The organism is Pseudomonas sp. F007, assembly GCF_057814275.1.
This window is the reverse complement of the sequence record NZ_JBVATA010000011.1, coordinates 273,229-286,183: the sequence shown is the minus strand read 5'-3', so window position 1 is coordinate 286,183 and position 12,955 is coordinate 273,229. Positions and strand designations below refer to the sequence as shown.

Sequence of the window (12,955 nt, the reverse complement as noted above, 5' to 3'; positions counted from 1 at the left end):
CACCTCTCTTTCAACTTCCTTCGTGCTTCGATGACCTGAAACACTGACTGCCGAAAACTGCGTAACTCGTTGTTTACCAAGGAGTTTTCCGTTTCGACTGCGCCGGAAGTGGGGCGAATTATAGACAGATAAAAACTCGCGTCAACCCTTAATTACAGCTTTGTTGCAGTAGTCGCCTTTTTAGCCAGGATTCGCGGGATTCGACGAGCAATACCGGGCACCCGCAGCACTAATAGCAGCGCGCCAATAGACGCATAGATCACCCACTCTTTCAGGTCGGCCCGGACAATCCACAACATGTGCAGCAAACCGAGCCCAAGAATTCCGTATACCAGCCTGTGCAACTTTTTCCAGCGCCCTCCCAGTCGTCGCTGACTGTATCGATTGGACGTCAGCGCCAATACCAGCAATCCAACAAAGCCGAAGCTGCCGACAATGATGTAAGGGCGCTTGACCAGCTCCACACCCAATTGCGACCAATCCAGCCCCAGGATAAACACCAGATACGCGCTCAAGTGCAGCACGACATAAGTAAAACACCACAACCCCAACTGCCGGCGTACCGCTATCCATCCAGGCCAGCCACTGAGCTTTTGCAACGGCGCCATACACAACGTGATCAACAACAGCACCAAGGTGCCCAAGCCCAATCGATCGACCAACACCTTTCCCGGATCCGGCCCCAGAGCAAAACTCCAGGCTTGATAAAGCCAGAGCAACGGCCATACCGCCGCGGCAACGAACACACAGGTTCGCCAAAGCGCAAAACGCATCAGTAGTTTTTCCTCAGATCCATCCCTGCATATAAAGAAGCAACCTGCTCCTCATAACCGTTGAACATCAAGGTCTCTCGCACATTGGGCTTGAACAATCCACTCGGCAGTCGCCGCTCACGCGCCTGGGTCCAGCGCGGATGATCCACGCCCGGGTTAACGTTGGCATAAAAGCCGTACTCATCAGCAGCAATGCTCTGCCAGGTGGTTTTCGGTTGCTCGCTGACCAGAGTGATGCGCACGATGGACTTCACACTCTTGAAGCCATACTTCCACGGTACGACGAGGCGCAATGGCGCGCCGTTCTGGTTGGGCAGCTCACGCCCGTACATCCCGACGGCCAGAATTGCGAGCGGATTCATCGCCTCATCCAATCGAAGCCCTTCTACATACGGCCAGTCGATCAGGGCGAAGCCCGAGCGCTGACCCGGCATGCTCTTGGGATCCTGCAACGTCTCGAAGCGAATGTACTTCGCCCGGGACGTCGGCTCGACCTGCGCCAGCAACGCCGAAATCGGAAAACCGATCCAGGGGATGACCATTGACCAGGCTTCTACGCAGCGCAGACGGTAGATCCGCTCCTCCAACTGATAGGGCTTGATGAAGTCCTCCAGCGCATAGCGTCCCGGCTTGCCTACCTCCCCGTCCACCACCACACTCCAGGGCTCGGTTTTCAATGCCCCTGCATTGGCTGCTGGATCACCCTTGTCGGCGCCGAACTCGTAGAAGTTGTTGTAGTGAGTTGCGTCGGTATAAGGCGTGATCGCCTCGTCCTCGTCCTCGACCTTGACCGCGCCCCAGCGAGTCGCCGCGAGCTTTTGCGTCAGCCACTCAGGCGCTGCGCCCGGCTCGACACCTTGATAACGCGCAACATCTTCGGCGCTCGCCCAACACGGCAGACTGCTGACTGTCGCTGCAGCGGCAGCACCCGCCAACACGCGACGACGAGAGAGATAGAAAGATTCAGGCGTGACGTCCGACTCGTGGCAGTCGGATGACCGGGGGAATTTGAATAACATGACAACTCCGCAGCATTGGAGGACTGATGCACCAATAGACTGCGGAGTATGGGGGAAATTACCTTACTCGGCTTTTTTGTGCCGACGAAGGTGTAACAAGTATTGCACCGGGCCGGAGGCGGCGTAGGCGAGGAACACCAGCAGCAGGATACGCGGCGGATCGCTGAACACCACGGCAAACACCAGCACCACCGCCAGGATCGCCACGAATGGCACGCGCCCTTTCAGGTCCAGTTCCTTGAAGCTGTTGTACTTGATGTTGCTGACCATCAGCATGCCGGCCGCAGCCACCATCAGCGCAACCAGGAAGGACATCTTCGAACCCTGGATACCATAGTCGCTGAACGCCCAGACGATACCCGCGACCACCCCTGCCGCCGCCGGACTGGCGAGGCCGATGAAGTAGCGCTTGTCGGCGGTGCCGACCTGAGTGTTGAAGCGCGCCAGACGCAAGGCTGCGCCCGCGACATAAATGAAGGCGACCATCCAGCCGACCTTGCCCATGTCGCCCAATGCCCAACCAAAGGCCAACAAGGCCGGCGCGACACCGAAGGCCACCATGTCCGACAAGGAGTCGTACTCGGCACCGAAGGCGCTCTGGGTATTGGTCATGCGCGCCACTCGACCGTCCAGGCCGTCGAGGACCATGGCGACGAAGATGGCGATTGCCGCGAAAGCAAAGTATTTGCTGGCGCCGGCAGCATCACCGGCACTCAAGGCGCTCTGCGCGCTCATTGAGTTGATGATGGAGTAGAACCCTGCGAACAGGTTCGCAGTGGTGAACAGATTCGGCAGAAGATAGATACCACGATGCCGGACTTTTCGGCCTTCAGCATCATGCCCTTCCTCGACGTGCTCATCGATGGGCAGCAGGCTTTCGGCGTCGGAAGCCTGGTTTGGCTCTTCGGGACGTTCGCTCATGGAGAGTACCTTGCAACGGTGTGGAAAGTTTGGACAGGTGTCTGCGACAACGGTTCGCACCGCAAACGATGCAGCTTTATACCAGAACCGGCCAGCCAAACGAAAAAACGCGGCCTAAGCCGCAATGTTGTTCAGTCAGGGCTTGCGTAGGAGCGAGCTTGCTCGCGAAAAACTTCAGGACTCCACGTTCATTCAGAATGTACGCGTTATCGTTAACGTTTTTCGCGAGCAAGCTCGCTCCTACAGGGCCCTCATTCTCTTAACTGAACAGCATTACGACCTAAGCCGCGTTTTTCAGACAGGAGCGTGACTTAGTTTTTGGCTTTGTCGACGATCTTGTTGGCGCCGATCCACGGCATCATCGAACGCAGTTGCTCGCCGATCACTTCGATGCCGTGTGCCGCGTTGTTGCGACGCTTGGCGGTCATCGATGGGTAGCCGGTAGCGCCTTCGCTGATGAACATCTTCGCGTATTCGCCGTCCTGGATGCGCTTCAGAGCGTTGCGCATGGCCTGGCGGGATTCTGCGTTGATCACTTCTGGGCCGGTCACGTACTCGCCGTATTCGGCGTTGTTGGAGATCGAGTAGTTCATGTTGGCGATACCGCCTTCGTACATGAGGTCAACGATCAACTTCAGTTCGTGCAGGCACTCGAAGTAGGCCATTTCCGGCGCGTAGCCAGCTTCAACCAGGGTTTCGAAACCGGCTTTTACCAGTTCAACGGTACCGCCGCACAGAACGGCTTGTTCGCCGAACAGGTCGGTTTCAGTCTCGTCCTTGAAGGTGGTTTCGATGATGCCGGTACGACCGCCACCAACGCCGGCAGCGTAGGACAGCGCAACGTTCTTGGCGTTGCCCGAAGCGTCCTGGTAGATAGCGATCAGGTCAGGGATACCGCCGCCTTTGACGAACTCGGAACGAACGGTGTGACCCGGTGCCTTCGGCGCGATCATGATCACGTCGAGGTCAGCGCGCGGCACAACCTGGTTGTAGTGGATCGCGAAGCCGTGGGAGAAGGCCAGGGTGGCGCCTTTCTTGATGTTCGGCTCGATTTCGTTCTTGTACAGGGAAGACTGGAACTCGTCCGGGGTCAGGATCATGACCAGGTCGGCAGCGGCAACGGCGGAAGCAACGTCGGTCACTTTCAGGCCATGGGCTTCTGCCTTGGCAACGGTGGCCGAGCCTTTACGCAGGCCAACAGTCACGTCAACGCCGGAGTCTTTCAGGTTGCACGCTTGAGCGTGGCCCTGGGAACCGTAGCCGATGATGGCAACTTTCTTGCCCTGGATGATCGACAGGTCGCAGTCTTTATCGTAGAAAACTTTCATGAATTTCCCCTATATCAGGCCGTTCAGGCCATTCGCTAATTTGGTTTAGATGCTGAGTACTTTGTCGCCGCGAGCAATCCCGGTGACGCCGCTGCGGACGGTCTCCAGAATCGAGGCGGTGCCGATGGACTGGATGAAGCTGTCGAGCTTGTCGCTGGTACCGGTCAGTTGAACGGTATAAACGCTGGCGCTGACATCGACAATCTGTCCACGGTAAATATCGGTGGTGCGTTTGATCTCGGCGCGTTGGGCGCCGGTGGCCTTGACCTTGACCAGCATCAGTTCGCGCTCGATGTGAGCACTCTCCGACAGGTCGACCAGCTTGACCACTTCGACCAGCTTGTTCAGGTTCTTGGTGATCTGTTCGATGACTTCATCGTGGCCTACGGTGGTCAGCGTCAGACGCGACAGGGTCGGGTCTTCGGTTGGCGCCACGGTCAGGCTTTCGATGTTGTAGTTACGCTGCGAAAACAGCCCAACCACACGAGACAGAGCGCCGGGTTCGTTTTCCAGAAGCAAGGAAATAATGTGCCGCATGATTAGGTACGCTCCGTCTTGCTCAGCCACATATCGCGCATGGAGCCGTCTTTGATCTGCATCGGGTAGACGTGCTCGCTGGTGTCGACCGAAATATCGAGCACCACCAGGCGATCCTTCATGGCAAACGCTTCTTCCATCTTCGACTTCAAGTCTTTCGAGTCGGTGATGCGCATGCCGACGTGACCATAGGCCTCGGCCAGCTTGACGAAGTCAGGCAGCGACTCCATGTACGAATGCGAATGACGGCTGCCGTAGCTCATGTCCTGCCACTGGCGAACCATGCCCAGCACACCATTGTTGAGGATCACGATCTTCACCGGCAAGCCGTACTGCAGGCAGGTCGACAGTTCCTGAATGTTCATCTGGATACTGCCCTCGCCGGTCACGCAGACAACGTCTGCATCCGGAAAGCTCAGACTGATGCCCATGGCCGCCGGAAAACCGAAGCCCATGGTGCCCAGGCCGCCGGAGTTGATCCAGCGGTTCGGCTTGTTGAACTTGTAGTACTGCGCCGCGAACATCTGGTGCTGACCCACATCGGACGCAACATACGCATCGCCCTTGGTCACTTCACACAGCGTTTCGACCACAGTCTGCGGCTTGATGACGCTGCCGTCGCCCTTGTCGTAAGGGAACAGGCCACGATCGCCACGCCACTCGTCCACCTGCTTCCACCAGCTGGCAACGGCTTCCTTGTTCGGGGTTTCGCCGATTTCCTTGAGGATCGCGACCATTTCGGTCAGGACACTCTCCACCGGGCCAACGATTGGCACGTCGGCCTTGATGGTCTTGGAGATCGAAGCCGGGTCGATGTCGATGTGGATGATCTTGGCATTCGGGCAGAACTTCGCCGGGCCGTTGATCACACGGTCATCGAAACGCGCACCGACGGCGAGGATCACGTCGGCATGGTGCATGGTCAGGTTGGCCGTGTAGCTACCGTGCATGCCGAGCATGCCGATGAACTGACGGTCAGTCCCCGGATAGGCGCCCAGGCCCATCAAGGTATTGGTCACTGGCAGGTTGAGCATTTGTGCCAGTTCAGTCAGCGGCGCGGAGCCACCCCCGAGAATCACGCCGCCGCCTGCGTACAACACAGGACGCTTGGCGGCCAGAAGCATTTCGGCTGCCTTGCGGATTTGCCCGGAGTGCCCACGAACCGCCGGGCTGTAGGAACGCAGCTTGGCTTTTTTCGGGAAGACGTATTCGAATTTCTCGGCCGGGTTGGTCATGTCTTTCGGGATATCGACAACGACAGGACCAGGACGGCCGGATTGCGCCAGGTAGAACGCTTTCTTCATGACTTCCGGGATTTCCGACGCATGCTTGATCATGAAGCTGTGTTTCACGATCGGCCGGGAGATACCGATCATGTCGGTTTCCTGGAATGCATCGGTGCCCACCATGGTGCTCGGCACCTGGCCGGAAATGACCACCATCGGAATGGAGTCCATGTAGGCCGTGGCGATACCGGTGATGGCGTTGGTTGCGCCAGGGCCGGAAGTCACCAGTACTACACCGGCTTTACCGGTAGCACGGGCATAGCCGTCAGCCATATGGGTCGCAGCCTGCTCGTGGCGAACCAGGATGTGAGTCACTTCCGGCTCTTTGAACAGGGCATCGTATACATGAAGGAGAGCACCACCCGGGTACCCGTAGATATATTTGACGCCTTCGTCACGCAAAAAGCGGACGAGCATCTCACCGCCAGATAAAAGCTCCACGTTGTTCACCTCTAAAACGCCAGAATACCGCCCACATTGGGGACGGGTCTTAATAGGTTTACTTCTCAGCAGAGCATGAGCGACGGTGGTCGCCGACTACGTCAGCACTGACTGAGCAAGTATTGGGAGCGTCCCAAGTGTTGCGGGACTTTCCCACCCAGCGCGAGGTAACGCGTTGCGGGTGTAACAGGTCGGCGCGGATGTGCGCCTCATGCTCTGCTGAGCGGGCCTGCTTCTGGCAGTCCCTCTACAGCGGACTTTGGATTCTTCTGTTTCGCCCTCTGCAAGTCAAGCTGTCAATGTGCCTAATTCGAACTAAGCACATGAGAACGCAAGAAAAAATCGCCAAACGCGAGGTCAGATCAGTTGGATTGCGCAGTTTTGGCAAGAAATTGGCATGCGAACGCAGCGCCAGTTGCGGGCAGAGGGGATTTTCGGGGGAGACGAACGGTCACTACCGGCCTGCACCGGCAGTGTTCGCATCAGCGCGCAGCACTGATCAGCAGGTCGAATTCCTTGAGCAGGACCTGCAGTTGGCGATCCTTGCCGCCGAGGTTGCGACTGGCGAAGACCATTTCGGCCATCTCCTGGATACCCGAGGCATTCGGCAGCGGCAGACCCTGCTCAAGGATCATCTTCATGCGCGGCAGGAAGATCCACTGCAGCCATTGCTCGAAATCCAGGGTGTCGACCGAGAATGGCTCGACACTGGACAAGGCCTCTGCGCTGGGTGAAACCTCGTCCCACCAGCCCTGGACCCGCAACTCACGCTCGATCAGCAGTAACTGATCGGCGATCTTCGAAATACGTTCGTTCATCACAAGGTGACCTTGGCCTTCTGACGGGCCTGGGCAGCACCAGCAGCATCACCTTGCTGCTCGCGAGCCTGGGCGATCAAGCCCCAGAGGCTCGCCTGCAGGTCAGGACGGCCGTTGGCCAGCGTCAGGCCACGACGGGCGAACTGCTCGGCCTGTGGCGCGTCGCCCTGGGCCATGCGCACTTGCGCCAGGCGATAGAGCACCTGCGGTTCACGCGGGGCCACGCGCTGGGCACGCTCAAGGCTGGACGAAGCACCATTGAGGTCACCGCCGGCCTGTTGCTGCTGCGCAGTCGTGAGCAAGGCCAGGACCGGGCCATCCAGTTGCTCATCGGCGGACAAACCACCGCTGGCACTGCTGGCCGAGGGGATGCCGCTCGGCGTCGACGGCATGCTGTAACTAGTGCTTGGGGTCAGCGGACCGCTATCCACCGGGCCCGGAGTAATCGGCCCTGAACTGATCGGCCCCGGCGTGATCGGCTGGGTGCTGATCGGCGTCGAGGTGGTCGCGCCGGCGCCAGGAATCATCACCACCACGCCAGTGTCGCCCTGGGGAATGGCCTGGGTCTGTGCCTGTGCTGGGCGAGTCACCGTGGTTTTACGGAAGCCGCCATTGGCGGAGAGCCGCTCGCTGTTCGACACGGCAGTGCCGGAGTCAACCACCGGAATCGAACCTTGCTGCACAGTGGAACAGCCGCTGAGCAACGCCAGGGCGGTCACCGTCATCGCTGGAATAAACCACTTGTTCACTTGAAACCCTCTTTGCTTAATTCATCCAGCCCTTGACCCAATCCATCACCGACTCGCCGGTGGCGGGTTCGCTCCCGCCGCAGGCAGCGCCGGGAGGCGGCTCGCTGCCGCGAATATACGGCATCTGCACCGCGCCCGGGCAACTGGCATCCGAGCCCTGCCCGGTCCGCGAGTCGACCCAGGCCTGGACGATGTTGTCCGGCTGCGGCATATCCAGCGGCAACGGGTCGGCCTTGCGCATGAAACTGGTCCAGACCTGCAGTGCGCCGGTGGCACCGGTGAACGGCGTCTTGCCATTGTCGTCACGCCCCAGCCACACCACCGCCAGCAGGTCCTGACTGAAGCCGGCGAACCAACTGTCCCGCGAGTCGTTACTGGTACCGGTCTTGCCCGCCAGGGTCAGGGTCTTGGGCAGCACGTTATAGACCGAACTGCCGGTGCCTTCACGCATCACCCGCTGCATGGCGCTCTGGATCAGATAGATGGAAGCCGGATCAAAACGCTGCTGAATCTGGAACGGATAGCGCTTGAGCGGTTCGCCTTCGGCGGTCAACACGCTGCGAATCCCGCGCATCGGCGTATTGAAACCACCGTTGGCCAGGGTCTGGTACATGGTCGCCACTTCGATCGGGGTCAACCCGCCCGCCCCCAGCAACATCGACGGGAATGCCGGGAACTCACGGGTAACACCCAGTCGACCGAGGGTTTTCAAGACATTCGGCACACCCACTTCCAGACCCAGGCGCGCGGTCGACAGGTTGTAGGAATGAGCCAGGCCCTGATACAGGAACACCGTGCCGTGGGAGCGGCGATCATAGTTCTGCGGCTTCCACACCTGCCCATCAGCACCCTTCACCGAGAAGGCTTCGTCCGACAGCCAACTGGTCAAGGTGTACTGGCTCGGTTTCTCCAGCGCGGTCAGGTACACCGCCGGCTTGATCAGCGAGCCAATCGGCCGCACCGCGTCGAGCGCCCGGTTAAACCCGGCAAAACCGGCCTGTCGGCTGCCGATCATCGCCTGGACTTCGCCGGTTTCCGGATTGGTCACGACCATGGCCGCTTCGACTTCGTCGGAACCCTTGCGTCCGGCAAGGCGCTTGAAGGTGTCGTTGACCGACGCCTCGGCCTTCATCTGCAGGATCGGGTCGAAACTGGTGAAAATCCGCAGGCCCTCTTCGGTCAAGTCTTCGTCGCGATAATCCTCGCGCAGTTGACGCTTGACCAGATCGAGGAAGCCGGGGAACGAGCTGTCAGCCAGGCTGCCGCGCTTGGTCACGCCCAGCGGCATCTTTTTCGCCGCCGCGACCTGCTCGGCCGTGGCCACACCTTGTTGTTCCAACAGATCGAGGACCAGGTTGCGCCGCTCAAGCGCGCGTTCCGGGTAGCGTCGTGGGTTGTAGTAGGACGGCCCCTTGACCATGCCCACCAGCAGCGCCACCTGATGCAGCTTGAGTTCGGACAATGGCTGGCTGAAGAAGAACTGGCTGGCGAGGCCGAAACCGTGCACCGCCCGCTGGCCATCCTGGCCGACAAACACCTCGTTGAGGTAAGCCTCGAGGATTTCGCGCTTGTCGTAATGCAACTCGAGCAGCAACGCCATCATCGCTTCCGTCAGCTTGCGGCTGAGGCTGCGCTCGTTGGTCAAGTAGAAGTTCTTCACCAGTTGCTGGGTCAGGGTACTGCCGCCCTGGCGCATTTGCCCGGCCGAGGTGTTGACCCACACGGCCCGCGCAATCGATTTCGGTGAAACGCCGAAGTGGCTGTAGAAATCACGGTCTTCCACGGCCACCAGGGTTTCCAGGAGGAACGGTGGCACCTGATCGATCTTGATCAGGATCCGGTCCTCGAGGTTTTTCGGGTACAGCCCGCCGATCAGCAGCGGCTCGAGGCGCACCACCGAAAGTTTCGAACCGTTGGTCGCCGTCAGACCGGCCACGTAGTCACCGGAGAAGCGCACGCGCACCGGCTGTGCCTGCTCCATGCCTTCATAGAACTGGAAGCCACGGGTGTTCAGGTCGACGGTATTGCCGTTGACCGACGCCGCGCCCGGACCATTGGCCACGCTTTCACGGCGATAGCCCAGGGCATCGAGCTCGGTGAGGAAGTCGTCCTTGCTCAGCTTCTGTCCGACGAACAGTTCCAGCGGGCGGGCGTAAACCTTGGCCGGGATGGTCCAGCGCTTGCCGGAAAACTTCTCCTGCACCACGGCATCGAGGTACACGGCGAAGCCTGCCAGCACCACGAGGCCGACCAGACCGAGCTTCAGAGCCCAGCCTAGCCAAGGCCGCAGGCCATTGGAGGGACGTTTTTTTGCAGTACGGGGAGATCGGGTACGAGTCATGGCGGCGGATTATACGCACTTTATTCCTGATCAACATGAGCCCCGCGAGGTTTGCGTTGGCCCCGCATGCGGCCATAATGGCGCCCTTGAATTTTCCCAGACTCTGAAGGATCGCCCGTGAGCCAATCCCTGATCGCTGCGCTGCAAAACCCGGCCCTATACCCTCACCCGGTGGAGGGATTCCAGGTCATCGAAACGCACATCTCCTGGGTGCTGCTCACTGGCCCCTACGCTTATAAAGTGAAGAAGCCGATGAATTTCGGCTTCCTCGACTTCACTACCCTCGACGCGCGCGAGCATTTCTGTGGCGAAGAGCTGCGCCTCAACCAGCGCCTGACCCAGGACCTGTACCTGGAAGTACTGCCAATCACCGGCAGTGTCGAAGCACCACAACTCGGCGGCAGCGGCCCGGTGCTCGACTACGCCCTGAAGATGCGCCAGTTCCCCCAAAGCCAGTTGCTCAGCACCCTGCAAGCCAATGGCGAACTGACCACCGCCCACATCGATGCAATGGCCGAGCAAATCGCCCGTTTCCACCTCGATGCGCCACGGGTGCCGGCCGAGCATGAAGCGGGAACTCCGGACAGCGTCATGGCGCCGGTACGGCAAAACTTCGAGCAGATCCGCCCGTTCCTCAACGACAAGGCCGATCTGCTTCAACTCGACGCCCTGCAAGCCTGGGCCGAAAGCAGCTTCGAGCGCCTGAAGCCGTTGCTGGCCCAGCGCAAGGCGCAAGGCTTCATCCGCGAATGCCACGGTGATATTCACCTGGGCAACGCCACCCTGATCGATGGCAAGGTGGTGATTTTCGACTGCATCGAGTTCAACGAGCCATTTCGCTTCACCGACGTCTACGCCGACACCGGCTTCCTTGCCATGGACCTGGAAGACCGCGGCCTGAAGAGCCTTGCTCGGCGCTTCATGAGCCAGTACCTGGAGCTGACCGGCGACTACCAGGGCCTGGAGTTGCTGAACTTCTATAAAGCCTATCGCGCCCTGGTCCGTGCCAAGGTCAGCCTGTTCAGCATGCCCGCCGAGGCCAATCCGGTACAGCGCGCCACCACCCTGCGCCAGTACCGCAATTACGCCAACCTGGCGGAAAGCTACAGCACCATCCCCTCGCGCTTCATGGCGATTACCCACGGCGTCTCTGCCGTTGGCAAAAGCCACGTCGCCATGCGCCTGGTCGAGGCCCTGGGCGCCATTCGCCTGCGCTCCGATGTCGAGCGCAAGCGTCTGTTCGGCGCGCAGCAAGTCGCCAACGAACCGCACGCCGGCATCTACAGCGCCGAGGCCAGTGCCGCTACTTACTCTCGCCTGCACGAAATCGCTGGAGTGATCCTGCACGCCGGGTTCCCGGTGGTCATCGATGCGACCTACCTCAAGCGCGAACAACGCGACAGCGCCGCGCACATCGCCGAGGCCAAGGGCGCGCCGTTCCTGATCCTCGACTGCAACGCGCCACAGGCGGTGATCGAAAGTTGGTTGGCCCAGCGCCAGGCTGATCAGAATGATCCGTCCGACGCCACCCTGGCCGTGATCGCCAATCAACAAGCCACCCGCGAAGCCCTGACGCCAGCAGAGATTCTCTGCAGCAAGCGCGTGCAGACCAACGAAAGCGGAACCCTGGACACCGTCGTTGCGCAGATTCGCCAGCGCCTGCCCGGCCTGTAAGCATGATGGCGGCGTGAGGTCGCAACTGGCCTCACGCCCACCACACAGTGGCACTATACTGGCGTCATAAAATCAACGGATGACGCCCATGAGCCAGCCCAAACAGCTCGACACCCCGCTCTACGCCCTGCTGCACAAAGACGACATCGATGGATTCAACCGCGAACGTCCGCCGCAAGGCCCCATCGACATGGTCGGCGGTGACTTCCGCGGCCTCGACCTACGCACCCTGAATGCCGAAGGCATCGACTTTCGCGACGCTTACTTCCGCGCTGCCGACCTGCGCGGCATCGATTTTCGCGGCGCCTCCCTTGAAGGCGCCAGCCTGGCCCACGCGCAAATCTCAGGCGCGTATTTTCCGCCCGAGCTCTCGGCAGACGAGATTCTCATGTCGATGAATTTCGGTACTCGCCTGCGCTACCGCACCCGCTAACCCTCCCTGCTGTGTCCGGCGCAATCCTTGCCGCCGGACACATTGCGTCCCTTTAACGCCAACATCTGGCACATCGCCTTAGAAGCGTTTGCGTTCAAACCCACCAAAGAACCACGCTTTTCCTGCTGATGGCTACACTCCTCAGAGGTCCGCCCAACGCACTCTTCGCCCGTCGCAAGGAGGCTTGATGAATGACGAACTGCAACACCTGAAGAACCTCGGCAAGACATCTGCGCAATGGCTGCACGCCGTCGGCATTCACAGTGCTTCGGATTTGCGCCGTCTGGGGGCGGTGGATGCATACAGGGCGGTACGCACCCGCGGGTTCCGCGCTTCCAAGGTGCTGCTGTACGCCATCGAGGGAGCGCTGATGGACGTGCACTGGAATGACATCCCCGCAGAACGCAAGGAAGCGTTGAACAAGCAACTGGAAGCTATTTCATCACGCCACAAGAATTGATAGAGACCACCCGTACGCGGCACCGGCAAGAGTTTCAAACGAGCGTTTGGCGAAATCGAACAGAATTCAACAAACACTCGTTGACTTAGAAATGAGAATCGTTATGATTATCACAACTGATCGCGAGATCAGTCGATCTTCTGAAAGACCCTTGGTTCGGACTCTCAGATTATCT

General features: G+C 59.7%; 12 protein-coding genes. 3 read left to right on the top strand and 9 right to left on the bottom strand.

The genetic code is table 11. The annotated features are described in order from the left end of the window. Nucleotides 1-152: 152 nt before the first annotated feature. From msrQ to mrcB, 9 genes are all read right to left on the bottom strand, one after another. Nucleotides 153-773: a protein-methionine-sulfoxide reductase heme-binding subunit MsrQ gene (gene msrQ / locus ACZYR5_RS27010; protein WP_489092406.1), complete on the bottom strand. Its 621-nt coding sequence runs from the start codon at nucleotides 771-773 to the stop codon at nucleotides 153-155. After that, the gene (gene msrP, locus ACZYR5_RS27005; RefSeq protein ID WP_489092405.1) at nucleotides 773-1,792 is read right to left on the bottom strand and encodes a protein-methionine-sulfoxide reductase catalytic subunit MsrP; all 1,020 of its coding nucleotides are present in this window, start codon (nucleotides 1,790-1,792) and stop codon (nucleotides 773-775) included. The genes msrQ and msrP overlap by 1 nt, the downstream gene beginning before the upstream one ends. A gap of 63 nt (nucleotides 1,793-1,855) precedes the next feature. Next, nucleotides 1,856-2,713: a CDP-diacylglycerol--serine O-phosphatidyltransferase gene (gene pssA, locus ACZYR5_RS27000; protein WP_093419454.1), complete on the bottom strand. Its 858-nt coding sequence runs from the start codon at nucleotides 2,711-2,713 to the stop codon at nucleotides 1,856-1,858. Nucleotides 2,714-3,024: 311 nt separating this feature from the next. Next, nucleotides 3,025-4,041, bottom strand: a complete 1,017-nt coding sequence (gene ilvC / locus ACZYR5_RS26995; RefSeq protein WP_007909969.1) for a ketol-acid reductoisomerase — start codon at nucleotides 4,039-4,041, stop codon at nucleotides 3,025-3,027. A gap of 45 nt (nucleotides 4,042-4,086) precedes the next feature. After that, on the bottom strand, nucleotides 4,087-4,578 hold the full coding sequence (gene ilvN / locus ACZYR5_RS26990) for an acetolactate synthase small subunit (protein WP_489092404.1): 492 nt from the start codon (nucleotides 4,576-4,578) through the stop codon (nucleotides 4,087-4,089). A 2-nt stretch (nucleotides 4,579-4,580) separates the two neighbouring features. Next, nucleotides 4,581-6,305, bottom strand: a complete 1,725-nt coding sequence (locus ACZYR5_RS26985; RefSeq protein WP_489092403.1) for an acetolactate synthase 3 large subunit — start codon at nucleotides 6,303-6,305, stop codon at nucleotides 4,581-4,583. A gap of 482 nt (nucleotides 6,306-6,787) precedes the next feature. Beyond that, on the bottom strand, nucleotides 6,788-7,123 hold the full coding sequence (locus tag ACZYR5_RS26980) for a YqcC family protein (protein WP_489092402.1): 336 nt from the start codon (nucleotides 7,121-7,123) through the stop codon (nucleotides 6,788-6,790). Then, nucleotides 7,123-7,872: a tetratricopeptide repeat protein gene (locus ACZYR5_RS26975; RefSeq protein ID WP_489092401.1), complete on the bottom strand. Its 750-nt coding sequence runs from the start codon at nucleotides 7,870-7,872 to the stop codon at nucleotides 7,123-7,125. Before ACZYR5_RS26975 ends, ACZYR5_RS26980 begins: the two co-directional genes overlap by 1 nt. A 16-nt stretch (nucleotides 7,873-7,888) precedes the next feature. Next, the gene (gene mrcB, locus ACZYR5_RS26970) at nucleotides 7,889-10,213 is read right to left on the bottom strand and encodes a penicillin-binding protein 1B (RefSeq protein ID WP_489092400.1); all 2,325 of its coding nucleotides are present in this window, start codon (nucleotides 10,211-10,213) and stop codon (nucleotides 7,889-7,891) included. Between the two features lie 117 nt (nucleotides 10,214-10,330). On the opposite strand from mrcB, the gene ACZYR5_RS26965 reads away from it, so the two are divergent. The 3 genes from ACZYR5_RS26965 to ACZYR5_RS26955 all read left to right on the top strand — a co-directional run bounded on the left by ACZYR5_RS26965 (nucleotide 10,331) and on the right by ACZYR5_RS26955 (nucleotide 12,780). After that, the gene (locus tag ACZYR5_RS26965) at nucleotides 10,331-11,887 is read left to right on the top strand and encodes a bifunctional aminoglycoside phosphotransferase/ATP-binding protein (RefSeq protein WP_489092399.1); all 1,557 of its coding nucleotides are present in this window, start codon (nucleotides 10,331-10,333) and stop codon (nucleotides 11,885-11,887) included. 88 nt (nucleotides 11,888-11,975) lie between these two features. After that, nucleotides 11,976-12,320 carry a pentapeptide repeat-containing protein gene (locus ACZYR5_RS26960; protein WP_489092398.1) on the top strand — a complete coding sequence of 115 codons (345 nt, stop codon included), beginning with the start codon at nucleotides 11,976-11,978 and terminating at the stop codon, nucleotides 12,318-12,320. Between the two features lie 187 nt (nucleotides 12,321-12,507). Further along, nucleotides 12,508-12,780: a TfoX/Sxy family protein gene (locus ACZYR5_RS26955; RefSeq protein ID WP_007971093.1), complete on the top strand. Its 273-nt coding sequence runs from the start codon at nucleotides 12,508-12,510 to the stop codon at nucleotides 12,778-12,780. The last annotated feature ends 175 nt before the right edge of the window (nucleotides 12,781-12,955 follow it).